This is a genomic window from Roseococcus sp. SDR (assembly GCF_019083995.1).
Taxonomy (GTDB): Bacteria; Pseudomonadota; Alphaproteobacteria; order Acetobacterales; family Acetobacteraceae; genus Roseococcus.
Genome location: NZ_JAHRCU010000010.1, coordinates 81,655 through 105,452, shown reverse-complemented (window position 1 = coordinate 105,452; position 23,798 = coordinate 81,655). Strand labels below are relative to the sequence as shown.

The following is a 23,798-nucleotide window of genomic DNA, read 5'->3' as shown; positions in this document are numbered from 1 at the left end:
GATCAGCGCTGCCGCTCGATGCCGACCTGGCGGGCGACGCGGCCCAGGGCATCGCTCTCGCTGTTGATCAGCGCGGCCGAGGCGGCGCTGTCCCGAAACTCGGGCGTGACACCGGATCGCGCGAGCTGCGTCTGGAAGCGCTCAGTGCGCCAGGCGGCCTCGAAGGCCGCCATCAGCGCGGCGCGGCGATCGGCCGGCAGGCCCTTGGGCGCCAGCATGCCCCACCAGATCAGCGTCTCCTCATTCGGGATGCCGAGGGCGTCGAGGCCGGAGCCGGTTGGCACCTCGGGGTGCTGGGCGCGCTGCGTCAGGATCAGGCAGCGGGCGCGGCCATCGCGGATGGCGGGCATGGCGACGGCGATGGAGCCGCCATAGAGATCGATATGGCCGCCGGTGAATGCCGTGAGCGTCTGCGCGGCCCCCTGGAAGGGCACCATGGTGCCTTCGATGCCCAGCGCACGGAAGACGCGCTCGGCGGCGAGATGCATGTTCCCGCCCACGCCATCCGTGCCGTAGGTGAAGCGGCCGGGCGCGGCGCGCATCGCGGCGATGAGCTGCTGCGCGTTCTGGATGGGGCTGTCCTGCCGCACGCAGAGCGTGAAGCCGGTGTGGCCCACGATGAACATGGGATCGAGCTGATCCAGCGTGTAGCGCACGTTCATCACATGGGGGGCAGCCGTGATCGGCGCATTGGCGGTGAAGAGCAGCGTGGTGCCGTCCGGCCGCTGGTCCGCCACGAATTGCGTGCCGATGGTCGACGAGGCGCCGGGCCGGTTCTCCGCCACGATGGGCTGGCCGAGCGAGGTGCCCACGATCTCGCCCAGCAGGCGGGCGAAGACGTCGGTGCCGCCGCCGGGGGCGATGGGGATGATGATGCGGATGGGCCGCTCGAAGCCCGGCCCGGATGAAGCGGCCGGGGCTTGCGCCTGGGCGAGCGAGACCGGCGCCAGGATTGCGGCGGCGAGGAGAAGCATGCGCTTGAACATGAAGGGGCTCCGAAAAATCAGGCGAGAGCGCGCGGCAACCAGAGCGCGATCTCGGGAAATATCAGCAGGAGTCCGACCGCCGCCAGATAGGCCAGCAGGAAGGGCATCACGCCGACGAAGACATCGGTGATCGGCCCCGGCTTGGGCCGCATGCCCTGCAGCACGTACATCACCGTGCCGTCAGGCGGGCTGATCTGCGCGATCTCCACCAGCATGGTGATGATGACGCCGAACCAGATGGGGTCGTAGCCGAGCGCCACCACGATCGGGAACACCACGGGCACGGTGGTGATGATCATGGAGAAGCCCTCCATGAAGGTGCCCAGCGCGAAATAGAGGCCGATGATGCAGAGCATGATGGCCCAGGGCGGCAATGGCAGGTCGGCGATCAGGCCGGCCAGCGCCTGGGGCACGTTGATGGTGGTGAGGATGTAGTTCAGCAGATAGGCGCCGAAGATGATGAGGCCGAGCAGCGCGGTGTTGCGCGCGGTCGCTTCCGCCGAGGCGTGCAGCATGCGGAAGGACAGCTTGCGCTCCAGCGCCGCGAAGAACATGGCACCCGTGACGCCGAGCGCAGCGGCTTCGGTCGGCGTGGCCCAGCCGGCATAGATGGAGCCCAGCACCAGGACGATCAGCAGCATGGTGGGGACGAGGTCGCGCAGCGCGGCCAGTTTCATGGAAAGCGGCAGCGGCGGCGGCTTTTCCATAGGGTGGCGCAACCCGTGGGCCGCGATCAGCAGCAGGAAGAGGCCCGTGACCAGGATCGAGGGCAAGAGGGCCGCGATATAGAGCTGCCCGACCGAGGTCTCGGTGATCAGCCCGTAGATGATGAAGGTGATGCCGGGCGGGATCAGGTTGCCCAGCGCGCCCCCGGCGGCGAGCGAGCCCAGCACCCAGCGCTGGTTGTAGCCCGTGCCCTGGAAATAGGGCAGCGCCACCGAGCCCATGGTGGCGGCGGTGGCCACGCTCGATCCGCTGATGGCGCTGAAGACGGCGCAGCTCACGATGTTGGTGTGCAGCAGGCCGCCCGGCAGGCGGTTCAGCCAGACGTTCAGCGCGCGGTAGAGACGGTCGCTCAGCCCCGCGCGCAGCAGGATCTCGCCCATCAGGAGAAACAGCGGCACGGCGACGAGAACGAAGTTGGAGGACGGCCCCCAGAGCGTCTGTCCCGCGAAGTTCCACCAGGGCCGGTCGCTGAAGATGAAGCCGGTCAGGAAAGCCAGCACCCCCAGCACGGCCGCGATATAGACGCCCGAGCCGAAGAAGACGACGAAGACGCCGATCAGCATCAGGATCTCGGCAATGGGCAGCGCCTGGGCGCCGGATGCGGCCGCGACGACGAGCACGCCGAGCAGCCCCAGCAGGAAGACGATCGCGATCATTTGCGGGCCATGGCGACGGCTTCCAGCGCCTCCTCCGTCTCATCGGCCAGGGTGCGGGAGCCGAGCAGGTTATCGAGCCTGGCCCCCTCGCCCAGCAGCAGAGCGAGCAGGGATTCCAGCAGGAGGACGCCGCACATGAGCACGAAGGCCGAGAGCCCCACGGCCCAGATCCCCTGCGGGATCACCAGCGGCACGCGCAGCGCGGAATTGTCATGCGCGTCAAACAGCGCGCTCTCATCCACCAGCTCCCAGGCGGCCCAGGCGATGAAGAGGGCGAAGCCCGTCAGCAGCAGCAGGGAGAACACATGCAACGGCGCGCGCAGGCGCGTGGGCAGGCGCATCAGCAGCACATCCACCCGGATATGCGCGCGGCAGGCGAGCGCATGGGCGAGGCCCCAGGCGATGCCGCAGGCCAGCATGTAGCCGGTGATCTCGACCGTCGCGGCGGAGGAGACGCCCAGCGCGTTGCGCCCCACGATGTCGGCCGTGATGAAGAGGGCGCAGGCCACGTAGTTCCAGCCGGCCGCCCAGGCCATCAGCGCCGCGAGGCCAGCGACCCCGCGGCGCAGCAGCGAAGCCGCGCGCAGCAAGCTCAGCCGCCGAACCGGACGCCGGTGAGCGGGGAGACCGTCTGGTTGTAGATCTCGCCGCAGCGGGCCCCACAGCGGCGCACCCAGCCGGGCAGCACCACCTGCTCGAAGATGCGGCGGGTCTCGGCGCGGTCGGCATCCGAGGCCTTCACCTCGGTCATCGGGCGCGTCGCCATCGTATGAATGCGGCAGCCCTCGCGGTTGCCGATGGCGCAGTCGATGCCGTCACGCGTCGCGGCGGCGCCCAGCGCCCATTGGGCATCGGCCACCTCGCGGAAGGTCTGCTCCAGCAGGGCGCGGACGGCGGGGTCCTGCCGGTTCCACCAGCTGACATTCACGATATAGGCGGCGACGGCCCAGCTCACCGGCAGGTCGCTGATATGGGTGGAGACCTCGGGCCAGCGGGCGGCGACGCCCGAGCCCGTGCCGGTGATCGCGCAATCCACCACGCCGCGCTCCAGCGCCGAATAGACCTCGGGGAAGCCGATGGAGGTGGGCTGCGCGCCGACCGCGTTGAAGAAATCCACCAGGCTGTTGCCGAAGGTGCGGATGCGGCGACCGCGGAGATCGGCGAGCGAGGTGAAGGGCGCGCGGCAGAAGACCACCTGCGCCGGGAAGGGATACATGGCGAGGATGCGCGTGCCGAAGCGCTCCAGGTCCCGGTTGGCCACCGGCGTCATCGCATCCGCGATGCGCCGGGCGAGCGCGATATCGGGCGCCAGGCCCGAGAGATCCACGCCGTCCAGGATGGGCACGTCGCCCGAGAGGGTGGAGAGCGTGCCGGCGCCGATCTCGGCCTGGCCGGCGCGGACGAGGCGCACGATCTCGGCGCCGCCGAGGTTGCGCTCGGCATGGCTTGCCAGGGTCACCTCGATGCGGCCGCCGCTGCGCTCACGCAGGCCGTCGCGGATCAGGCGCTGGTCCACCAGGATGTATTGCGGCTGCGTCGGCAGCGGTTGGGTCACCGCCGTGATGGCGATGCGCGGGCCGGGGGGCACGGCGGGGGTTGCGGTCTGCGCCGTGGCGGCGCTGCTGATCAATCCGGCGCCGAGCAGCGCGGCCAAACCCCTGCGGAACATCTCGCCTCCTGCATGAATGCTGGGGCGAGCATGCCACGCAGGTGCGCAGGCGAAAGACAGAGAAAGATTACGTCCCTGTCAGGCGTATCCGCCCTGCCCGGCCCGGGGGCAGCGCGGCGGGCCTCATGCCCAAGGGTTGCGCTTGCTCTGCGGCGCCGCCCAGGGAGAGGCGCCCCGCGATGCGCTCACCATGGCGGGCGCGCCCCCCATCGGGCCCATCGCCATGAGGCGGGCGATGCGCTCCTCCGTCGGCGGATGCGTCGCGAAGAGGCGATCCATGCGCAGGCCCGAAAGCGGGTTGATGATGAACATATGCGCGCTGCCGGGATTGGCCTCGGCCGTCTGGTTCACATGGCCGATCTTGCCGCGCTCAAGCTTGGCGAGGCCGTTCGCGAGCCAGGAGGGATCGCCGCAGATGCGCGCGCCCTCGGCATCGGCCTCGAATTCCCGCGCGCGGGAGATGGCCATCTGGACCAGCGCGGCGGCCATGGGCGCCAGGATCACCATGAGCAGCATGGCGATGGGGTTGGGCCGGTTCTCCCGCCCGCGGCCCAGCATGAAGGCGAATTGCGCGAGGAAGCCGATGGCGCCGGCCAGTGTCGCCGTCACCGCCATGATCAGCGTGTCGCGGTGCTTGATGTGGGCCAGCTCATGCGCGATCACGCCCGCCACCTCGCGCTCGTTCATCAGGTCGAGCAGGCCGGTGTTGACGGCGACGGCGCCGCGCTCGGGGCTGCGGCCGGTGGCGAAGGCGTTGGGCTGGTCCTCATGGATCACATAGAGCGCGGGCATGGGCATGCCGGCGCGGGCCGCGAGATCGGCCGTCATGCGGTAGAGTTGCGGCGCCTCGGCCTCGGTCACGGGCTGGGCGTTGTGCATGCGCAGCACCATGCGGTCACTGCCCCACCAGGCGAAGAGGTTCATGCCGCCGGCGATCAGCAGCGCCATGGTGGCGCCGGCCTCACCGCCGAGCGCATAGCCCACCACCATGAAGAGCGCGGTCAGGCCGCCGAGGAGGATGAAGGTCTTGAGCATCTTTCGCGAATCCCTCTGCCATCCCACATCGGCATCATGAGTGACGAAGAAAAGACCCCCCCGGCTTATCCCGCCGGCAAGCCCCGCACCGCGCCGCCGCTGACGCCGGTGAACCGCCCGCCGCGTCCCGCGGCGCCCGCCGCCGTGGAGGATGGCGGCCCGACCGGCCCGGAGCCCACGCGCTACAATGACTGGGAAAGGAAGGGCCGCGTCAGCGATTTCTGACCCCGCTTGCCCTGGGGCACGACCCGCCCTAGAGAGGGGCCCGCTGGATGGGTGGCCGAGTGGTCGAAGGCGCGCGCCTGGAAAGTGCGTATAGGTCAAAAGCCTATCGTGGGTTCGAATCCCACCTCATCCGCCACTTCTGAAGACCCAGCATAGCCTGCCGCGCAACCGACACTCGGCTCCCGAGGGATGATCGGCATCAGGCCCCTCCCGCGAACGGCCTGTTTCAAGGAAACGGCGTGAGCCAGGGAAGCGGCTCTCCCTTCGTGCTTGGACGCCTCATGGGGAACCCCGATGCGCGGTGGCCGGGAAGGCGCCTCCATGAGGACGAAGGCCCGCCCGGGGGCTGACCAGGCGAACGCCCAGGACGCGCCCACCGGGACCGCCCACGCTGTCGGTCAGAATCTGCTCCGTGATCATCGCCGGCCGCAGCGTCACCCGCGGCGCCCTTGCGCTCAGCCGAACCTTGCCAATAGGTTACCATAAACATCCTGGATAAATAATGTGTCGGCATCAATTGCATCCTACGGCCTTTCTGACATCTCGAACCTGGTGACGCTGAACAGCCAGGGTGCCGGCGTCACCGCCGGCACACAGGGCACGCCGGCAGCGGTGGCACTGGATGCGGGGCGCTTCGCGGCGGCCTGGGTCAGCAACAGCAGCGGCAGCGGCGAGAGCATCCAGTTCGGCATCTTCAATGCGGCGACGCGCGCCCTGATCCCCGGCGCCATCACCGACCTGACGGGCGGTACGGGCAATCTCTACGGCCTCAGCATGACGTTGCTGTCGGATGGCAATGTCGCGCTCGCCTGGGCCGAGACGGCGGGCGGCACCACCACCTACTGGACCGCCGTGGTTCATGGCAGCACGGGCCTGGCCGTCTCGGCGCCCCTCGCGCTCGCCAGTGCCTCCATCACGGGCGGCGCGATCAGCATCGCGGCCCGGGCGGACGGCTATGTGGTCGCCTATTCCGGCACCGCCACCCCGGCCAATTCTCCCGCCTTCGTGGCCGGCTTCACCAATGCCGGTGCGGCGGATCCCGGTTTCACCACCTTCACCGCCATCGAGCGTGACCGGGGGGTGAGCGAACTCGGCGTGGCCGTGCTGACCAACGGCACCATCGTGGTCGTGGCCGAGGGCGCTGAGGGCCCGCCGGGCGTCGCCATTCCTGGCGTTTCCACATCGCGCCCGCCGGAGGGCGGCCTGCTGGGTTTCCGCTACTGGAACCCTGATGGGACGCCTGTGCTCAGAAACGGCGATCCGGTCCTGGCGGATGCCTTCGATGCCTATGTGGACAGCCGGATCGTCACGGCCGCGCTGCCGAACGGCAATGTCGTGTTCGCCTATGATTCCGGGAATATCGCGAACGACACCAACAAGGTCGTGGTGAGGGTCCACGGTCCCAAGGGACAGTATATCGGCGGCGGCGATACCTTCGTGCTGAGCGGGGAAGACCAGCTCTGGCCCTCCATCGCGGTGCTGGGAGACGGCGGCTTCGCCGTCTCCTGGAGCCGGCGCCTCGTGTCCGATGGATCGCCGACCGGCACCATCGTGACCACCTTCCTGCCGGACGGCACGCGCGCGCCCGGCGACACGATCCGCTCCACCGCTGCGTCGGATGTGGGTGCCCTGGTGGGCTTCGCCGATGGCCGCATGGTGCTGGTCGCCCAGGGCGGCAATGACGGCTCAGGGACCGGCATCATCGCCTCGCTCACCCGCGTGACCGAGAGCTTCGACGGCACCGCCGGCAATGACGTGATCAACGGCAGCAGCCTCGCGAATGTCATCAATGGCTTCGCGGGCTCGGACACGCTGAGCGGCATGGGCGGAGACGACCTGATCGCAGGCGATGACGGCTTCGCGGTCGGCGCGGCCGACCGGATCAGCGGCGGCGCGGGCAACGACACCATCACCGGCGGCATCGGCGACGACACCATCTCCGGCGGCACCGGCAATGACCAGCTGGATGGGGGTGCGGATGATGACCGCCTGAGCGGCAGCGATGGTGCTGACACCATCACCGGCGCCAATGGCGATGACGTGATCTCCGGCGGCATCGGGAACGACTCGCTGGATGGCGGCGCGGACAATGATCTCCTGACCGGCGACGACGGCAACGACACCTTGCGCGGGGGCGACGGCATTGACGTGCTGGATGGGGGGCTTGGCGCCGACAGCATGGTGGGCGGCGCCGGCAACGACATCTACCGCGTGGACAGCTTCGGTGATGTGGTGGTGGAACTGGCCGGTGGCGGCGAGGATCGCGTCCTCTCCTCGGTCAGCTTCACGCTTGGCGCCCATGTCGAGAGGCTGAGCCTGGTGGGCACGGCGGATCTGAACGGAACCGGCAATGTCCTCGCCAATCGCCTCGATGGAAACTCCGGCGCGAACAGCCTCGCCGGCGGTGATGGCCAGGACACGCTGTACGGCGATGCCGGCAATGACACCCTGACCGGCGACTCGGGCCATGACCGGCTGGAGGGCGGCACAGGCGCCGACAGCATGACGGGCGGCACGGGCGACGACACCTACATCGTGGACGACGCGGGAGACGCCGTGATCGAACTGCAGAATGGTGGATACGATCGCGTCCTCGCCTTCGCCAGCACCACGCTCAGCGAACATGTGGAGCGCCTGAGCCTCGCCGGCACGGCCGACATCAACGGCACCGGCAACTTCGGGGCGAACCAGATCGACGGGAATGCGGGCGCCAATATCCTCGATGATGGTGACCTCAATTTCGTCTTCCTGGGTGGCCAGGCGGATTCGCTGTACGGCGGCGCGGGCAATGACACGCTGATCGGCGGTGGCGGCGCAGACAGGCTGGATGGCGGGCTGGGTGCCGACAGCATGTCCGGCGGCATTGATAACGACATCTATCTGGTGGACGACGCTGGCGATGTGGTGGTTGAGGCCGCCGATGCCGGTGATGACCGCGTTCTCGCCTCGGTGAGCCACAGCCTGGCCACGAACGTCGAACGCCTGAGCCTGACCGGGTCGGCGGATCTGGATGGCACGGGCAATGCGCAGGCCAACCGTCTGGATGGCAATGCCGGGGCGAACCGCCTCGACGGGAGCGAGGGCAACGACACGCTGGGCGGGCTGGGTGGCCAGGATACGCTGATCGGCGGTGATGGGGCGGACCTGCTGGATGGCGGCCTGGGCGCAGATGTCCTGACGGGCGGCCGGGATGCCGATCGTTTCGTCTTCCGCAGCGTGATCGAGGCGGCAGGCGATGTCATCACCGACTTCAGCGTGACAGATGGCGACAGGATCGATCTGCGCCCCATCGACGCGGACGACGGGGCGTTCGGCAACCAGGCCTTTTCCTGGATCGGGGGCAGCGCATTCAGCGCCGTCGCCGGGCAGTTGCGCTTCGCCGGCGGTGTCCTGGAAGGCGATGTGGATGGCGATGGCGGCGCCGATTTCCAGATCGGCATGAGCGGCCTGCTCTCCCTCACCTCGGCCAGCATCTGGCTCTGACGCGCAGCCCGCGATGAGCACCCGCGCGGCGCGGTAGCGGCCGCGCGGACCATCGGTGACGGTTCACGCCGAAGGCGGGCCAGCTGGGCGCTGAGCGCCGTTCCGCGATCCTGGTCCGCCCCGGTGCCGAGGCCGGCTTCGCCCCGCATCTGGCCACCCCGCGCCGCGTGGCGCAGAATGGCCGCGCGGCCGTTGCCGCGGCATGGACCTCGAAGGAAGATCGCCGGGCCGAACCCGGCAGGGAGCAGAGTGATGAACACGCAGCACCGCAAGCGCCTGCCCGGCACGGAGCTGGATTTCTTCGACGCCCGCGCCGCCGTCGAGGCGATTGCGCCCGGCGCCTATGACACCCTCCCCTATGTCTCCCGTGTGCTGGCCGAGAACCTGGTCCGCCGCTGCGACCCCGCCCTGCTGCCCCAGGCGCTGGGCCAGCTCATCCATCGCAAGCGCGACATCGACTTCCCCTGGTTCCCCGCCCGCGTCGTCTGCCACGACATCCTGGGCCAGACGGCGCTGGTGGACCTCGCCGGCCTGCGCGACGCCATCGCGGAGAAGGGCGGCGATCCGGCCAAGGTAAACCCGGTGGTGCCCGTCCAGCTCATCGTGGACCACTCGCTCGCCGTCGAGCATGCCGGCTTCGAGAAGGACGCCTTCGCCAAGAACCGCGCCATCGAGGACCGCCGCAACGAGGACCGCTTCCACTTCATCGAATGGACGCGCCACGCCTTCGAGAACATGGAGATCGTCCCCCCCGGCAATGGCATCATGCACCAGATCAACCTGGAGCGGATGTCGCCCGTCATCTACACCAAGGACGGCGTGGCCTTCCCCGATACGCTGGTCGGCACGGACAGCCACACGCCGCATGTGGATGCGCTGGGCGTCATCGCCATCGGCGTGGGCGGGCTGGAGGCCGAGAATGTCATGCTCGGCCGCGCCTCCTGGATGCGGCTGCCGGATATCATCGGCGTGGAGCTGACCGGCAAGGCCGGGCCCGGCATCACCGCCACCGACATCGTGCTGACGCTGACCGAGTTCCTCCGCAAGGAACGCGTGGTCGGCGCCTGGCTGGAATTCTACGGCCCGGGTGCGACCAGCCTCACGCTGGGCGACCGCGCCACCATCTCGAACATGGCGCCCGAATATGGCGCGACCGCCGCGATGTTCTCGATCGACCAGCAGACGCTGGACTATCTCCGCCTCACGGGGCGCGAGGAGGCGCAGGTCAAGCTGGTCGAGACCTATGCGAAGGAGACGGGCCTCTGGTCCGACGCGCTGGGGAAGGTCCAGTTCGAGCGCGTGCTGCGCTTCGATCTCTCGACCGTGGTGCGCACCATGGCCGGCCCCTCCAACCCGCATCGCCGCCTGCCGGTCTCCGACCTCGCCGCCCGCGGCATCGCGGGCACGGTGGAGAACGCGCCGGGGCTGATGCCCGATGGCGCGGTGATCATCGCGGCCATCACGAGCTGCACCAACACCTCCAACCCGCGCAACGTCATCGCGGCGGGGCTGCTCGCGCGCAACGCCAATCGCGCGGGGCTGACGCGCAAGCCCTGGGTGAAGTCCTCGCTGGCACCGGGCTCGCGCGCCGTGGCGCTCTACCTGGATGAGGCGGGGCTGACCTCGGAGCTGGAGGCGCTGGGCTTCGGCGTCGTCGCCTTCGCCTGCACCACCTGCAACGGCATGTCCGGCGCGCTCGATCCGAAGATCCAGCAGGAGATCATCGAGCGTGACCTTTATGCGACGGCCGTGCTCTCGGGGAACCGGAACTTCGATGGGCGCATCCACCCCTACGCGAAGCAGGCCTTCCTCGCCTCGCCGCCGCTGGTGGTGGCCTATGCCATTGCCGGCACCATCCGCTTCGACATCGAGCGCGACGTGCTGGGCGTGGATGCGCAGGGCAAGGAGATCCGCCTGAAGGACATCTGGCCTTCCGACGCCGAGATCGACGCCGTCGTCGCCGCGGCCGTGAAGCCCGAGATGTTCCGCAAGGTCTATGCGCCCATGTTCGGCAACCAGGGCGCCCGCAAGAAGGTGAGCCCGCTCTACGACTGGCGCCCGCAGAGCACCTATATCCGCCGCCCGCCCTATTGGGAGGGCGCGCTCGCCGGCGAGCGCACGCTGCGTGGGATGCGCCCGCTGGCGCTGCTCGGCGACAACATCACGACCGATCACCTCTCGCCGTCCAACGCCATCCTGGCCGACAGCGCGGCGGGCGAGTATCTCGCGCGGATGGGCCTGCCGGAGGAGGACTTCAACTCCTACGCCACCCATCGCGGCGACCACCTGACGGCGCAGCGCGCCACCTTCGCCAACCCGACGCTGCTGAACGAGATGGCTCGCCACGAAGATGGCAGCGTGCGCAAGGGCTCCCTCGCCCGCGTGGAGCCGGAGGGCAAGGTCATGCGCATGTGGGAGGCGATCGAAACCTATATGGAGCGCCGGCAGCCGCTCATCATCGTGGCCGGCGCCGATTACGGCCAGGGTTCGTCCCGCGACTGGGCGGCCAAGGGCGTGCGCCTCGCGGGGGTCGAGGCCATCGTGGCGGAGGGCTTCGAGCGCATCCACCGCACCAACCTCATCGGCATGGGCGTGCTGCCGCTGGAATTCCTGCCCGGCACCAACCGCATCACGCTCGGCCTCGACGGCACCGAGACCTATGACGTGGCGGGTGCGCGCACGCCGCGCGCGACGCTCACGCTGGTGATCCACCGCCGCGACGGCAGCACAACGGAGGTGCCCGTCACCTGCCGCCTGGATACGGCGGAGGAGGTCTCGATCTACGAGGCGGGCGGCGTGCTGCAGCGCTTCGCGCAGGATTTCCTCGAGGCCGAAGGCCCGGCGCGCCAGGCGAGCTGAAACCCGAAGACCATCGCGCAGGACGCACCCATGGCCCACGCACCCCAGATCAAGATCCCCGCCACCTATATGCGGGGCGGCACCAGCAAGGGCGTCTTCTTCGCGCTGCAGGACCTGCCCGAGGTGGCGCAGGTTCCTGGCCCCGCGCGCGATCGGCTGCTGCTGCGCGTCATCGGCAGCCCCGACCCCTATGGCAAGCAGACCGACGGCATGGGGGCCGCCACGTCGAGCACCAGCAAATCGGTGATCCTCAGCCGCAGCACGCGGCCGGATCACGACGTGGACTACCTGTTTGGCCAGGTCTCCATCGACAAGCCCTTCGTGGATTGGAGCGGCAATTGCGGCAACCTCACCGCCGCCGTCGGCCCCTTCGCCATCCGCAACGGCCTGGTGGACCCGGCCCGCGTGCCGCGCGACGGCATCGCCATCATCCGCATCTGGCAGGCGAATATCGGCAAGACCATCATCTCCCATGTGCCGATGACGGCGGGCGAGGTGCAGGAGACCGGCGATTTCGAGCTGGACGGCGTGACCTTCCCGGCAGCCGAGGTGCAGCTGGAGTTCATGGACCCGGCGGATGACGCCGATGGCGGCTCCATGTTCCCCACCGGCAACCTCGTGGACATGCTGGAAGTGCCCGGCATCGGCAGCTTCCAGGCCACGATGATCAACTCGGGCATCCCCACCATCTTCCTCAACGCGGAGGCACTCGGCTTCAAGGGCACCGAGCTGCAGGACGACATCAACGGCGATCCGGCCCTGCTGGCGAAGCTCGAGACCATCCGCGCGCATGGCTCGCTCCGCATGGGGCTCATCAAGTCCATCGAGGAAGCGGCGGGCCGGCAGCACACGCCGAAGCTGGCCTGGGTGGCGCCGCCCCGCGACTACACCGCCTCCAGCGGCAAGAAGATCACGACGGGCGATGTGGATCTGCTGGTGCGCGCCATGTCCATGGGCAAGCTGCACCACGCGATGATGGGCACGGCCTCGGTCGCCATCGCGACGGCCGCCTGCGTGCCGGGCACGCTGGTGAACCTCGCCGCCGGCGGGGGCGAGCGCGAGGCGGTGCGCTTCGGCCACCCCTCGGGCACGCTGCGCGTCGGCTCCAAGGCGCAGCTGGTGGACGGGCAATGGAGCGTGACGAAGGCGATCATGAGCCGCAGCGCGCGCGTGCTCATGGAAGGCCGGGTGCACGTGCCCTTCGGGGGCTAGAGCATGATCCGCTCAGGTGGAATCACCGAAGCGGTGCATCATCCTCTCAACAAGGCTGGATCGTGATCCAGCCGGTCAGTGCGGCGCGATCTTCCGCCGCACCATCCGCACCTGGCCCGTCACCCCGCAATTCTGCGCGCGGGCGAGCTGCGCCTCCGCCGCCGCGCGCGAGGGCAGCGGGTCCGAGATCACCACATAGAAGCCCGAGGCCAGGCCCTCATAGAAATTGCTGTCCTCGGCCGCCACCTGGATGCCGCAGGCGATCAGCCGCCGCATGGTCACGAGGTCCGCGCGGTCGCGCGTCGAACTGTAGAGGTTGTGCGGCTGCAGCCCTCCGCCCTGAGCGCCCGCGAGGCTCGCGGGCAGGCAGAGCGCGAGCGCCAGGATCAGGCGTCGCATGGGTCATTCCTCCTCAAGGGCTGGCCGGTGGCTCCGGCTCAGCGTGTTGCCACCGGGCGTCGCACGGCGGAGATCTTCTGGTTCATGTAGACGCCCGCCAGGACGGGCGCATGCTTCGGCGCCTCGCCCGCCGGCACCGTGCCGGGCAGCGCCTCCACCGGGGCATCGTAATTCGGGTGGCAGAAGAAGCCGAGCGAGAGGCGACGTTGCGCCCAGCCCTCGCCTTGCGGATTCACCACGCGATGCACCGTGCTCACCCAGCGCTCATTGGTCCATTGCTGCATGAGGTCGCCGATGTTGATGACATAGGCGCCGGGCGGCGGCTCCACGGGCGCGAAGCTGCCATCGGGCTTCTGCACCTCGAGCCCCATGCCGCCCTCGGCGGGCGGCATCAGGATGGTGAGGCTGCCGAAATCGCTGTGCGCGCCGGCGCGCAACTGCCCGGGCGCGGCTGGCGTGGTCCGCGCGCCGTAATGCAGCGCATGGAGGGCGGCGAAGTGGTTGTCGATCTTGTCGTCGAAGAAGCCGATCGGCAGGCCGAGGCCGACGGCGAAGGCCCGCATGATCTCGGTGGAAAGCCGCTCCATCTCGCGGAAATAGGCGGTGAAGGCAGGCCGAAGCCCGGCGGGTTCGGCCGGCCAGAGGTTGGGCTGGTAGAAGGGCCGCGCCTCCGGGATCTCCGCATATTGCGTGCCATCCGCCTCGGGCCGCCCCATGGAAAACAAGGAGCGCATGTCGGGCGGCGTCTCGATCCCGCGCGAGCGCGAGAGCGTATTGGTCTCGGGCGGCGTATAGCCGCGCAGCATGGTGCCCGGCGGCGGGCGCACCGCCTGCTTCTCCTCCTCCGGCAGGTCGAAGAAGGCATAGCTCTGCCGCCGCACCTCGGCGATGAGCGCGGGGTCCACGCCATGCCCCTCGACGATGAGGAAGCCGATCTCGCGGCAGGCGGCATCCACCTCACGCCCCAGCGCGGCGATGGCGGCCGGGTCGTTGCCGCGGATCGGGCTCAGGTCAATCACGGGCACGGCATTCATGCGCTCTCTCCTTGCGTGGCGGCGATGATGGCGGCGAAGCCCCCATCGGGCGGGCCCTGCGCCTCGGCCCCGCCCGAGACGAGGACCGCGCCATGGCCGATCAGCGAGCCAAGCATCGCGCCATAGGCGGCGCGCGCGTGGCGATGCATCGCCACGTCATTGTCGAGGCCCATGGCATGCGGCAGGCCGCGGATCAGCCCGTCCCGCGGCGCATCGCCCTTGGAGATCACAGCCAGCACCCGCGCCGAATCCTGCGCCGAAAGCTGCGGCGCGGCGATCAGCCCGAGGCGCGCCAGGATGGCCGCGGCCCCCGGCGAGTCCAGCGGATCCTCCAGCACGCCGCTCGCGATCGCGGCACGCGCATCGCCACCCGGGCCATGGGCCAGCAGCAGCACCTGCTGCGTGGGTCCGTCATGCCGCGCCACCACGAAGGCGCAATGCGCAAAGGCCTCGGGCTCATCCAGGGCCAGCGCCTCGATCTGCCCCAGCGCCAGCGCCACCCCTTGCGCGCAGGCCGCGCGGACCCGCGCGTCGTGCCCGGCCCGATCCGCGTCGGCCGGCGCGCGCACCAGCACGAGCCCCACCTGGGCGGGATCGGTGAGGCCGAGGCCCGCCATCGCCGCCCGCACCATCGCCGCCGTCGCCATGGCATGCAGCACGCCGCCCTGGTCCTCGGGCGCGACCAGCGCGCGCTCCACGCCGGCCAGCAGCCCGTGCCGGCCCGGCCGCCCGCGCGACCAGATGACGAGATGCGGCGAGACCGCGCCCTCTGACCCGCCGGAGACCAGGATGGGCACACGCTCGGCCACCGCCGCCTCATCCAGCTCCAGGCGCCGGCCGATGGCGAGGCGCAGCAGCAGGTCCACCCAGGGCTTGGTGAAGTCGTTGCGCAGACCGTTGCCCCGCGTCTTGCACCAGACCGAGACGATGTCCGCCGCATCAAGGCGCCCGTCATCCAGCATCGCCTCGAAAGCGGCGAGGTCATCGGGGGCCGCCATGGGCAGGCGGGTGGGAAAGATCGCGGTCATGCACACGCTCCCTGCGGGCCGTGCATCTTGTCCACAGCCGCCCGCGCTTGCGAAGCCGCCCGCGCGGGCCGCACCCGGGGGGTGAAACAATTTGTGGCGCGGGCTTGGGCAGGGCCGATGCTATCGAGGCAGGATGACGCCATCGGCCGCCCATGCCGCGATCCGCTTCGGCCTCGGCGCGCGCCCGGGTGACGCGCCCCCCGATGATCCGCGCGCCTGGCTCGAATCCCAGATCGCGCCCCTGCCCGAAGCAGCCGGACCGACCCCGGACGAGATTCGCGCGGCCCTGGATGCCCGCCGCCGCGATCCGGCCAGCAACCCCATCCGGGCCTTCAACCGCGACGAGGCGCTGGCCTGGGCCACCCGCCTGCTGACGACCGGCCGCCCCTTCGCCGAGCGCTGGGCGGAGTTCTGGTCGAACCATCTGGCGATCAGCCGGCGGGGTGCCATCGCCACCGCCTTCGGCGGCCATTACCACCGCCAAGGCATCCGCCCCCATGTCTTCGGCCGCTTCGACGCGATGCTGCTCGCCGCCTATCGCGAGCCCGCGATGCTGGCCTATCTCGACCAGGCGGGCGCCGTCGGCCCCGGCAGCCCCGGCGGGCGGCGCCGCAATGCGGGGCTGAACGAGAACCTCGCCCGGGAATGCCTGGAGCTGCACAGCATCACCCCGGCCGGCGGATACAGCCAGGCCGATGTCGGCGCGCTGGCCCGGATCCTCACCGGCTGGTCCATCGGCCGCGGCCCGGAGGCGAGTGAGCCCACCGGCTTCATGTTCCGCCCCCTCGCGCATGAGCCCGGCCCCAAGACCCTGCTCGGCCAGGAATTCCCGGAAGGCGAGGCCGGCGGCGTCGCCGCGCTCGCCCTGCTGGCCAATCACCCGGCCACGCATCGCGCCCTCGCCGCCAAGCTCGCGCGGCATTTCATCCGGGACGATCCCCCGGCCGGGTCCGTGGCCAGGATCGAGGCCGCGCTCAGGGATTCGGGCGGCGACCTCGCCGCCGCCGCGCGGGCCGTCATCGCCGAGCCGCTGGCCTGGGAGCCGCTGACCAAGCTCCGTTCGGCGCAGGACTACGTGCTCGCCGTGATGCGTGGCCTCGGCCTTGGGGCGGCCGCGGCACCCGCGCTCCTGGCCGCGCTGGCGCGGCTGGGCCAGCCGCTCTGGCTGGCGCCCGCTCCCATCGGCTGGCCGGATGACGCGGCCGCCTGGGCCGTGCCCGAGCAACTGATGCGCCGGGTCGAATGGGCCAACGAAATGGCCTCCCGCGCGGCCTTCACGCCGGCGCTCACCGAGAGCTTCCTCGGCCCCCTCGCCCCGGCCGAGACCATCGACGCCGCCCGCCGCGCCGGCTCGGCCCGCGAGGCGGTGCTGCTCCTCCTCGCATGCCCCGAGGCGCATCGCCGATGAAAAAAGACCAGGCGCATCGCCGATGAGAAAAGACCAGGCGCAACGCCGATGATCCTGCAACGCCGCTCCTTCCTGCTGGGCCTCGCCGGCGCCGTCGCCCTGGGCCGCTCGCGCATGGCGGTCGCCGCCGGGCCGCTGGGCGAGCGCCGCCTCGTCGTCGTGCTGCTGCGCGGCGCGCTGGACGGTCTCGCCGCCGTGCAGCCCTATGGCGACCCCGAGCTCGCCGCGCTGCGCGGCCCCCTGGCCCTGCCCGAGCCAGGGCAGGAGGGCGGCGTGCTCGACCTCGGCGGGCATTACGGGCTGCATCCGGCCCTGCCGCACCTGCATGCGCTCTACCGGCAGGATCAGGCGCTCCTGCTGCATGCGGTGGCCGGCCCCTGGCGCAACCGCAGCCACTTCATCGCCCAGGACTTCATGGAGATGGGCGCCACGCGGCGGCTGCCCGATGGCTGGCTGAACCGCGCCCTTGCCGCCGAGCCCGAGGCCGCGCAAGGCGCGCGCCGGGGCCTCGCCCTGGGTCTGCAACTGCCGCTCATCCTGCGCGGGGAGGTGCGCGTCGGCAGCTACGCCCCGCCCGGCCAACAGGTGCCTGAGCCCGATGTCCTGGCGCGGCTCGCCCAATGGCACGCGGCCGACCCGATGCTGGGCCCCGCCTTCGCCGAGGGTCTGCGGTCCCGGGGCTTCACCGCCGCGGTGCTGGCCGGCCAGGAGCCGCCGCCGCCTGGCATGCAGCCCTTCGTGACGCTGGCCGGCGCGGCCGGGCGGCTGCTCGCGGCGGCGCGCGGGCCGCGCGTCGCCGCCCTCGAACTGGGCGGGTGGGACACGCATGCGGCCCAGGCCGCGCGCCTGCCCGGCCCGCTGGGCGCGCTCGATGCCGGCATGGCCGCGCTGAAGGAGAATCTCGGCCCCGCCTGGGCCGAAACGGCGGTGCTGGTGCTGACCGAGTTCGGCCGGACCGCCCGCGTCAACGGCACGGGCGGCACGGACCACGGCACCGCCGGCGCCGCCTTCGTCATCGGCGGGGCCGTGCGCGGCGGCCGCGTCATCGCCGATTGGCCCGGCCTCGGCCCCGGCCGCCTCTTCGAGAACCGGGACCTGATGCCGACGCTGGATCAGCGGCGCATCGCCAAGGGGCTGCTCGCCCAGCATCTGGGCCTCGGCCCCGCCGCCCTGGCCCGCGCCTTCCCGGAGAGCGACGACGCTCCGCCGCTCACCGGCCTGCTGCGCGCCGAGGCCTGACCCCGGGCGCGCCTCGGCGCGCGGGCGCCCAAGCATTCACCGTGCGGGTGCCCCCGCGGCAACCCAGGCGATGATCTTGCCGCGCTCCTCATCGGTGATGTCCGTGACATTGCCGGGCGGCATGGCCTCGGTCTGCACCTGCTGACGCATCGCGGCCGCCCAGCGGCGGATCTGCGCCGGGCTGTCCAGCAGCACGCCCTTGGGTGCGGCCGCCACCCCCTCGAAGCTCGGCCGCGCCGCGTGGCAGGCGGCGCAGCGGCTCGCCACGATCGTCTGCACCTCCTCGAAGGCGGGAAGTTCGACGCCCGCGAAGCGCGGATCGGGCCGCGGGGCCACCAGCAGCGCCAGCAGGCCGAGCGCCACCACGCCGCCTGCCGGCAGCGCCCAGTTGCTGCGCCCCGTATGCCGCAGCACGAAGAATTGCCGGATCAGCGCACCCGCCACCGCGATCAGGATCAGCACCAGCCAGTTGAATTTGTGCTGATACAGCATCGGGTAATGCGGGCTGATCATCAGCAGCAGCACCGGCAGCGTCAGATAGGTGTTGTGCACGCTGCGCTGCAGGCCGCGCTGGCCATGGATCGGGTCCGGCGCCTCGCCCGCCTCGATGGAGCGCACCATCTTCTTCTGGCCGGGGATGATCACCATCGCGACATTGGCCACCATGATGGTGCCGGTGATGGCGCCGATCAGCAGGAAGGCCCCGCGCCCCGAGAAGATGTGCGTGGCGATGAGCACCAGCACCACCAGCAGGCCCGAGCCCGCCAGCAGCAGCTTCCGCTCATCGGCCATGCGCTTGCACAGCATGTCGTAGCCGACCCAGCCCACCACGATCATCAGCGCCGAGACCAGGATCGCGACCCAGGGGGCCATGTCCAGCACGGCGGGATCAATCAGATAGGTGCTCGCCTGCCCCCAATAGATCAGCATGAAGAGCGAAAAGCCGGAGAGCCAGGTCCAATAGGCCTCCCACTTGAACCAGTGCAGCGTCGTGGGCATCGCCTCGGGCGCGCCCTTGTATTTCCGCTTGTAGTAGAAGCCGCCGCCATGCAGCGACCATTGCTCGCCCCGCACCAGCGGGTTGCCGTCCTTCGGCGGCTCCAGGCTCATGTCCAAGGAGATGAAATAGAAGCTCGCCCCGATCCAGGCGATGCCGGTGATGATGTGCAGCCAACGCAGCAGCAGGTTGGCCCATTCCATCACATAGGCGGCATCGATCTCCATCAGCTGCCCCGGTAGCTGGTGTAGCCGAAGGGCGAGACCAGCAGCGGCACATGGTAATGCGCGTCATTCGCCAGGCCGAAGGAGAGCGTCACCTCATCCAGGAAGGGTGGCTCCGGCAGGGTCACGCCCTGCGCCCGGAAATAGGCGGCCACCTGATAGACCAGCTGGTAGCGCCCGGGCTGGTAGGTCGCTTCCGGCAGAAGCTCGCCGGGCGCCCGGCCATCGGCGGTGGTGACACCTTCGGCCATCTTCACGCGGCTCTCGCCCTCCAGCTTGTAGAGGGCGAAGCGCATGCCCGCGCCGGGCCGTCCATGGGCGGTGTCGAGGACATGGGTGGAAAGACGGCTCATCGGCTCACCTCGTGTTGCGCTGCAAAAACTGCCCGGCGGCGCATCCCCTGGCAAGGATTCATGCGGCCAGCAGCCGCATCGCGACCACCTCCCGCCGGCTGCGGATGATCATCCAGAGCAGGTCCGGCTCCGCCCTGTCCCAGGCGATGGCCTGGCCCTCCGCCTCGATCGGCAGGGTCGCCACGCGCTCCAGCCGCGAGCCCATGCGCGGCAGGCGCAGCGCATAGACCTCCTTGTGGTCATGCCCCGTGCACCAGAGCAGCGGCCCGGGATGGCCGGGCAGCCCCGGCCCCCAGGAGGCACCCGAGATGCTCATCGGCTCCGCCCGGGTCAGGATATCCGCCGGGAAGGACCAGCCGGCGGTCTGCCGCATGTCGGGGGCGAGGCGCGTCAGATGCGTCCAATGCGTGTGCCCATAGGGCCGCTGGTTGCGTCCGAAGACGCGCGAGTAATTGGCCCAGACCGCCCAGGCGTGCCCGCCCTGCCATTCGAAGGTGGTGAGGCTGCCCGGCATCAGCCCGAAGGAGTGGTTGCCCTCATGCCGCAGCGTCGCCGCGTCGAAGATCTCGACGGAGGAGAGCATCGGCTCCTCCGGATAGTTGGAATGCGCGGCCAAGAGCCGCCCCTCATGCAGGGAGAGGCTGTTCATGTGGATGATCGGCCCCTCGCGCGGGCTTTCGAAGCGCGCCACCTCGCGGAAGCCCGACTTCGTGAACTTCACGATCAGCCGGTCATCCACGACATAGACATGCTCCTCATCCGCGCAGACGCCCTGGCGGGCGGCCGGCGTGGTGAAGCGGTGCACCGGCTCGAAGCGCGGGCCAGCAGCCTGGGCGCGCAGGAGGGCGGGTGCGGCGAGAAGCGGCGCGGCAAGCGCGAGACGACGTGTCCACATGGGGCAAGCCTGACCCCCCGCCCCGCCGCGATCAAGGGGAGAGGCCGCCCCCCAGCATGCCAGACCATAGAGGGCCGCGCTTGATCCCCCGGGCCCAGGGCCGTAATGCGCTCCCCCATGCCCGATACCGTCGCCCCGAACCTCGTCGCCGCCGTCAGCGAGGCACGCCAATGGCAGCGCCTCATGGAGATGGGGGAGCTTGGCGGCTTCCGCGACGCCGATGGGCATTGGGGCGTGAACCGCGCCTGCCTCACCGACAATGACCGCAAGTCCCGCCGCCTGCTGATCCGCTGGGCCGAGGAAGCGGGCCTCACCGCCAGCATCGACCAGCTCGGCAACCTCTTCCTCCGCCATGAGGGCACGGACCCCACGCTGGCCCCGGTGCTGACCGGCAGCCACATGGACAGCCAGCCGGCCGGCGGCCGCTTCGACGGCATCTGGGGCGTCATCGCCGGCCTCGAGGCCGTGCAGGCCCTGCGCGAGGCGGGTGTGCGCACGAAGCGCCCCATCGAGGTCGTCGCCTGGACGAACGAGGAAGGCGGCCGCTACGCCCCGGGCTGCATGGGCAGCATGGCCTATGCCGGTTATCGCCCGCCCGAGACCTGGGACGCCGTCATGGACAAGGACGGCATCCCCTTCGGCCAGGCGCTGGCCGAGCATCTGAAGAGCGAAGCCGACATCCCCCGCCGGCCGCTGGGCGTCGTCGAGGGCACGGCCCCCTTCGCCTATGTGGAAGCCCATATCGAGCAGGGGCCGACGCTGGAAAGCCAGGACGCCGATATCGGCATCGTCACCGGCATCCAGGGCAGCCGCTGGTTCCTCGTCGAGATCACCGGCAAGTCCGACCATGCCGGCACCACCCCCGTGGGCCTGCGCCGCGACGCCGTGCAGGACATGGTCCGCGCCATCAACGCGCTGAACACCCTGATGCATGATCCGACGGACACGCTGCGCTTCACCGTCGCCTCCATCGAGATCCTGCCCAACTCCTCCAACTCGGTGGCGCAGACCGCGCGCTTCACCATCGATCTCCGCCACCCGGACAACAGCATCCTCCAGCCGCGCGGCAATGCGATCGAGGGCGTGGTGCAATCCGCCATGCGCTTCTGCACGGCGAAGGTGATCGAGCGCTTCCATGCGACGCCCACCGTCTTCCATCCGATGGTGCCGAATGCCGTCGAGGCCGCCGCCCGCGCCCAGGGGCTGCGCGCCATCCGCCTGCCCTCCGGCGCCTTCCACGACGCGCAGTTCATGCACCCGCTCTGCCCCACCGGCATGATCTTCGTGCCCTGCCGCGGCGGCGTCTCGCACCATCCTTCCGAATACTCCGAGCCCTCCGAGCTCGCCGCCGGGGCGCGCGTGCTCGCCCAGGTTCTGACCGACCTCGCGAATTCCTGACCCATGCCTTTCCTGACCAGCGGTGCCCCCATGAGCGACCAACTCTCCCTGCCCAAGGAGCGCATCCGCGCCTTGCTGCTGGAAAACATCTCCGAGACCGCGGTCGAGCTGCTCGGCCAGGAGGGCTACACGAATGTGGGCCGCGAGAAGAAGGCGCTGGAAGGCCAGGCGCTGGTGGAGGCCGTGCGCGGCGTCCATATGCTCGGCATCCGCAGCCGCACCACCATCACCGAGGAGGTGCTGGCGAACGCGGACCGGCTGATGAGCATCGGCTGCTTCTGCATCGGCACCAACCAGGTGGACCTCGACGCGGCGCGCCAGCGCGGCATCCCGGTCTTCAACGCGCCCTTCAGCAACACGCGCTCCGTCGCCGAGCTCACCCTGGGTGAGATCGTCATGTTGCTGCGCGGCATCTTCCCGAAATCCAACGCGGCGCATCGCGGCGAGTGGGATAAGTCGGCCGACGGATACCGCGAGGTGCGCGGCCGCACGCTCGGCATCGTGGGCTATGGCAATATCGGCAGCCAGCTCTCGGTCCTCGCCGAGGCGTTTGGCATGCGCGTCATCTATTTCGACACGGCGGCCAAGCTGCCGCATGGCAATGCCAGCCGCTGCGCCAGCCTCGATGAGCTGCTGCACTGGTCCGACATCGTGACCCTGCATTTGCCCGAGACGCCGGCCACCATGAACATGCTGGGCGCCGAGCAGATCGCGAAGATGAAGGCCGGCGCCTTCCTCATCAACAATGCCCGCGGAACGCTGGTGGATGTGGACGCCCTCGCCGCCGCTCTCCGCTCCGGCCATCTCGCCGGTGCCGCGCTCGACGTCTTCCCCGAGGAGCCCAAGCGCAATGGCGACCCCTTCGTCTCGCCGCTGCAGGGCATCGAGAATGTGATCCTCTCGCCGCATATCGGCGGCAGCACGGAGGAGGCGCAGTCGCGCATCGGCGAGGAAGTCGCGCGCAAGCTCGCCGATTATTCCGACACCGGCAGCACCGAGGGCGCGGTGAACTTCCCGCAGGTGGCACTGCCCGCGCGCCCCACCGGCACGCGCTTCATGCATGTGCACCGCAATGCGCCGGGCGTGCTGGGCAATGTGAACCAGGTCTTTGCCAAGCGCGGCGTGAACATCGCGGGCCAGTATCTGCAGACCGATGGCGAGATCGGCTATGTCGTCGTGGATGCCGGCGCGACCCGCGACAGCGACGCGATCCTGGCCGAGCTCCGCGCCCTGCCGCACACCATCCGCGCGCGGCTGCTCTACGAGCGCGAGTAGAACCAGCTCACGGCATGGCGAGCCTGACGGAGCGCGGGATGTGGCGCCGGCCGGTCGCGGCGCTGAAGAGCCGGATATAGGTGCGGCCCATCTTGCGCCACCAGCGCCGGAAGCGGCGGGGTTCCGGATCTTCGAATTTGCGTTTGAAGAGCTCGACCAGGGTTTTGGACAAATCCGGATCGGGCAGCAGCCAGGGCGGCCCAGGCAGGGCTTCGAGAAGCTGCAACCGTCTCGCCAGCACAATGATGCGCAATCCGACGAGCTTCGCCGCCCGTCGCGCGCCCCGGAAGATCACGCGGCGGAGCTGCTGGAGCGGATGGCGCGGGCCGAGGTCATGCAGCGCCTCCAGCAGGTGTTCCCAGAACCCGCCATGGCTGAGCCGGCGGAAATGGCGCGAGACGGTGCCGGGGGGGCCGTAGCGTTCGGGGAGTTCCCGCCAGGGGGCATCGGTCGAGAGCAGGAAGAGGATGGCGTTCATGCGCTCGCGCAGGTCCACCATCTTGCGCCCGGCATTGCTGGCCTTTTGCGCCAGGACATAGGGGCGCAGGGCGTCCCACTGGCGGTCTGAGAGGGCGGAGAAGGGGACGCGCTTTCGCATCTATGGAATTTAGTCCTAGTTCCCTGCGGAATGCAAGGATTTACGTCCGCCTTCCGACGCCAGGCCCCGCTTCGGCCCGGGCACCACCGCGGCTATGCT

20 protein-coding genes and 1 tRNA gene are annotated in these 23,798 nt (G+C 70.0%); 9 read left to right on the top strand and 12 right to left on the bottom strand.

Features of this window, described 5'->3' with window-relative positions:
* Positions 1-2 precede the first annotated feature (2 nt).
* The 5 genes from KTR66_RS13130 to htpX all read right to left on the bottom strand — a co-directional run bounded on the left by KTR66_RS13130 (position 3) and on the right by htpX (position 5,072).
* Complete coding sequence (locus tag KTR66_RS13130; RefSeq protein ID WP_213613063.1) at positions 3-986, bottom strand: tripartite tricarboxylate transporter substrate binding protein; 984 nt, start codon at positions 984-986, stop codon at positions 3-5.
* A 17-nt stretch (positions 987-1,003) separates the two neighbouring features.
* Complete coding sequence (locus KTR66_RS13125; protein ID WP_213613062.1) at positions 1,004-2,368, bottom strand: TRAP transporter large permease; 1,365 nt, start codon at positions 2,366-2,368, stop codon at positions 1,004-1,006.
* The gene (locus KTR66_RS13120) at positions 2,365-2,958 is read right to left on the bottom strand and encodes a TRAP transporter small permease subunit (RefSeq protein ID WP_213613061.1); all 594 of its coding nucleotides are present in this window, start codon (positions 2,956-2,958) and stop codon (positions 2,365-2,367) included. Before KTR66_RS13120 ends, KTR66_RS13125 begins: the two co-directional genes overlap by 4 nt.
* Before the next feature lie 2 nt (positions 2,959-2,960).
* On the bottom strand, positions 2,961-4,037 hold the full coding sequence (locus tag KTR66_RS13115) for a TRAP transporter substrate-binding protein (protein ID WP_213613060.1): 1,077 nt from the start codon (positions 4,035-4,037) through the stop codon (positions 2,961-2,963).
* A gap of 123 nt (positions 4,038-4,160) precedes the next feature.
* Positions 4,161-5,072, bottom strand: a complete 912-nt coding sequence (htpX, locus tag KTR66_RS13110) for a zinc metalloprotease HtpX (protein ID WP_213613059.1) — start codon at positions 5,070-5,072, stop codon at positions 4,161-4,163.
* A 36-nt stretch (positions 5,073-5,108) separates the two neighbouring features.
* Here htpX and KTR66_RS13105 point away from each other — a divergent pair, with 36 nt between their 5' ends.
* The 5 genes from KTR66_RS13105 to prpF all read left to right on the top strand — a co-directional run bounded on the left by KTR66_RS13105 (position 5,109) and on the right by prpF (position 12,851).
* The gene (locus KTR66_RS13105; RefSeq protein ID WP_213613058.1) at positions 5,109-5,297 is read left to right on the top strand and encodes a DUF1674 domain-containing protein; all 189 of its coding nucleotides are present in this window, start codon (positions 5,109-5,111) and stop codon (positions 5,295-5,297) included.
* A gap of 45 nt (positions 5,298-5,342) precedes the next feature.
* Positions 5,343-5,433 (top strand) — tRNA-Ser (locus tag KTR66_RS13100).
* A 368-nt stretch (positions 5,434-5,801) separates the two neighbouring features.
* Positions 5,802-8,780: a calcium-binding protein gene (locus KTR66_RS25295; RefSeq protein ID WP_213613057.1), complete on the top strand. Its 2,979-nt coding sequence runs from the start codon at positions 5,802-5,804 to the stop codon at positions 8,778-8,780.
* A gap of 252 nt (positions 8,781-9,032) precedes the next feature.
* Positions 9,033-11,639 (top strand): Fe/S-dependent 2-methylisocitrate dehydratase AcnD, encoded by a 2,607-nt coding sequence (acnD, locus tag KTR66_RS13090; protein ID WP_213613056.1) that lies wholly within the window; start codon positions 9,033-9,035, stop codon positions 11,637-11,639.
* Between the two features lie 30 nt (positions 11,640-11,669).
* Positions 11,670-12,851: a 2-methylaconitate cis-trans isomerase PrpF gene (gene prpF / locus KTR66_RS13085; protein WP_213613055.1), complete on the top strand. Its 1,182-nt coding sequence runs from the start codon at positions 11,670-11,672 to the stop codon at positions 12,849-12,851.
* Between the two features lie 75 nt (positions 12,852-12,926).
* On the opposite strand, the gene KTR66_RS13080 is transcribed toward prpF, so the two are convergent.
* Genes KTR66_RS13080 through KTR66_RS13070 form a run of 3 tightly spaced genes read right to left on the bottom strand, consistent with a single transcriptional unit; the run spans position 12,927 to position 15,312 of the window.
* A complete protein-coding gene (locus tag KTR66_RS13080) occupies positions 12,927-13,250 on the bottom strand; it encodes a hypothetical protein (RefSeq protein WP_213613054.1) in 324 nt (107 codons plus the stop codon).
* Positions 13,251-13,288: 38 nt separating this feature from the next.
* Complete coding sequence (locus KTR66_RS13075; protein ID WP_213613053.1) at positions 13,289-14,284, bottom strand: isopenicillin N synthase family oxygenase; 996 nt, start codon at positions 14,282-14,284, stop codon at positions 13,289-13,291.
* Entirely contained in the window at positions 14,281-15,312 is a 1,032-nt protein-coding gene (locus tag KTR66_RS13070) for a ring-opening amidohydrolase (protein WP_213613052.1), read from the bottom strand. The genes KTR66_RS13075 and KTR66_RS13070 overlap by 4 nt, the downstream gene beginning before the upstream one ends.
* Before the next feature lie 133 nt (positions 15,313-15,445).
* Between KTR66_RS13070 and KTR66_RS13065 the strand changes: the two genes are divergently transcribed.
* Positions 15,446-16,720, top strand: a complete 1,275-nt coding sequence (locus tag KTR66_RS13065; protein ID WP_213613051.1) for a DUF1800 family protein — start codon at positions 15,446-15,448, stop codon at positions 16,718-16,720.
* Positions 16,721-16,768: 48 nt separating this feature from the next.
* Positions 16,769-17,959 (top strand): DUF1501 domain-containing protein, encoded by a 1,191-nt coding sequence (locus KTR66_RS13060; protein ID WP_213613050.1) that lies wholly within the window; start codon positions 16,769-16,771, stop codon positions 17,957-17,959.
* Between the two features lie 36 nt (positions 17,960-17,995).
* On the opposite strand, the gene KTR66_RS13055 is transcribed toward KTR66_RS13060, so the two are convergent.
* Genes KTR66_RS13055 through KTR66_RS13045 form a run of 3 tightly spaced genes read right to left on the bottom strand, consistent with a single transcriptional unit; the run spans position 17,996 to position 20,428 of the window.
* Positions 17,996-19,183 carry a urate hydroxylase PuuD gene (locus KTR66_RS13055; RefSeq protein ID WP_213613049.1) on the bottom strand — a complete coding sequence of 396 codons (1,188 nt, stop codon included), beginning with the start codon at positions 19,181-19,183 and terminating at the stop codon, positions 17,996-17,998.
* Positions 19,183-19,533 carry a hydroxyisourate hydrolase gene (gene uraH, locus KTR66_RS13050; protein ID WP_213613048.1) on the bottom strand — a complete coding sequence of 117 codons (351 nt, stop codon included), beginning with the start codon at positions 19,531-19,533 and terminating at the stop codon, positions 19,183-19,185. Before uraH ends, KTR66_RS13055 begins: the two co-directional genes overlap by 1 nt.
* Before the next feature lie 58 nt (positions 19,534-19,591).
* Positions 19,592-20,428, bottom strand: coding sequence for a hypothetical protein (locus tag KTR66_RS13045; protein ID WP_213613047.1), 837 nt, complete (start codon positions 20,426-20,428; stop codon positions 19,592-19,594).
* Positions 20,429-20,545: 117 nt separating this feature from the next.
* On the opposite strand from KTR66_RS13045, the gene KTR66_RS13040 reads away from it, so the two are divergent.
* Positions 20,546-21,826 carry a M20 family metallo-hydrolase gene (locus tag KTR66_RS13040; protein ID WP_213613046.1) on the top strand — a complete coding sequence of 427 codons (1,281 nt, stop codon included), beginning with the start codon at positions 20,546-20,548 and terminating at the stop codon, positions 21,824-21,826.
* Between the two features lie 30 nt (positions 21,827-21,856).
* Complete coding sequence (serA, locus tag KTR66_RS13035; RefSeq protein ID WP_213613045.1) at positions 21,857-23,101, top strand: phosphoglycerate dehydrogenase; 1,245 nt, start codon at positions 21,857-21,859, stop codon at positions 23,099-23,101.
* A 7-nt stretch (positions 23,102-23,108) separates the two neighbouring features.
* Here the strand turns inward: serA and KTR66_RS13030 are convergent, their stop codons facing one another.
* Positions 23,109-23,699 carry a transposase gene (locus KTR66_RS13030; RefSeq protein WP_213613044.1) on the bottom strand — a complete coding sequence of 197 codons (591 nt, stop codon included), beginning with the start codon at positions 23,697-23,699 and terminating at the stop codon, positions 23,109-23,111.
* Positions 23,700-23,798 lie beyond the last annotated feature (99 nt).

Excerpts from the sequence above, each read along its gene's own strand:
- KTR66_RS13130 (WP_213613063.1), bottom strand. The coding sequence starts at position 986 with ATGTTCAAGCGCATGCTTCTCCTCGCCGCCGCAATCCTGGCGCCGGTC.
- KTR66_RS13125 (WP_213613062.1), bottom strand. The coding sequence starts at position 2,368 with ATGATCGCGATCGTCTTCCTGCTGGGGCTGCTCGGCGTGCTCGTCGTC.
- KTR66_RS13115 (WP_213613060.1), bottom strand. The coding sequence starts at position 4,037 with ATGTTCCGCAGGGGTTTGGCCGCGCTGCTCGGCGCCGGATTGATCAGC.
- htpX (WP_213613059.1), bottom strand. The coding sequence starts at position 5,072 with ATGCTCAAGACCTTCATCCTCCTCGGCGGCCTGACCGCGCTCTTCATG.
- KTR66_RS13105 (WP_213613058.1), top strand. The coding sequence starts at position 5,109 with ATGAGTGACGAAGAAAAGACCCCCCCGGCTTATCCCGCCGGCAAGCCC.
- acnD (WP_213613056.1), top strand. The coding sequence starts at position 9,033 with ATGAACACGCAGCACCGCAAGCGCCTGCCCGGCACGGAGCTGGATTTC.
- prpF (WP_213613055.1), top strand. The coding sequence starts at position 11,670 with ATGGCCCACGCACCCCAGATCAAGATCCCCGCCACCTATATGCGGGGC.
- KTR66_RS13080 (WP_213613054.1), bottom strand. The coding sequence starts at position 13,250 with ATGCGACGCCTGATCCTGGCGCTCGCGCTCTGCCTGCCCGCGAGCCTC.
- KTR66_RS13075 (WP_213613053.1), bottom strand. The coding sequence starts at position 14,284 with ATGAATGCCGTGCCCGTGATTGACCTGAGCCCGATCCGCGGCAACGAC.
- KTR66_RS13070 (WP_213613052.1), bottom strand. The coding sequence starts at position 15,312 with ATGACCGCGATCTTTCCCACCCGCCTGCCCATGGCGGCCCCCGATGAC.
- KTR66_RS13065 (WP_213613051.1), top strand. The coding sequence starts at position 15,446 with ATGACGCCATCGGCCGCCCATGCCGCGATCCGCTTCGGCCTCGGCGCG.
- KTR66_RS13060 (WP_213613050.1), top strand. The coding sequence starts at position 16,769 with ATGATCCTGCAACGCCGCTCCTTCCTGCTGGGCCTCGCCGGCGCCGTC.
- KTR66_RS13055 (WP_213613049.1), bottom strand. The coding sequence starts at position 19,183 with ATGGAGATCGATGCCGCCTATGTGATGGAATGGGCCAACCTGCTGCTG.
- uraH (WP_213613048.1), bottom strand. The coding sequence starts at position 19,533 with ATGAGCCGTCTTTCCACCCATGTCCTCGACACCGCCCATGGACGGCCC.
- KTR66_RS13045 (WP_213613047.1), bottom strand. The coding sequence starts at position 20,428 with ATGTGGACACGTCGTCTCGCGCTTGCCGCGCCGCTTCTCGCCGCACCC.
- KTR66_RS13040 (WP_213613046.1), top strand. The coding sequence starts at position 20,546 with ATGCCCGATACCGTCGCCCCGAACCTCGTCGCCGCCGTCAGCGAGGCA.
- serA (WP_213613045.1), top strand. The coding sequence starts at position 21,857 with ATGAGCGACCAACTCTCCCTGCCCAAGGAGCGCATCCGCGCCTTGCTG.
- KTR66_RS13030 (WP_213613044.1), bottom strand. The coding sequence starts at position 23,699 with ATGCGAAAGCGCGTCCCCTTCTCCGCCCTCTCAGACCGCCAGTGGGAC.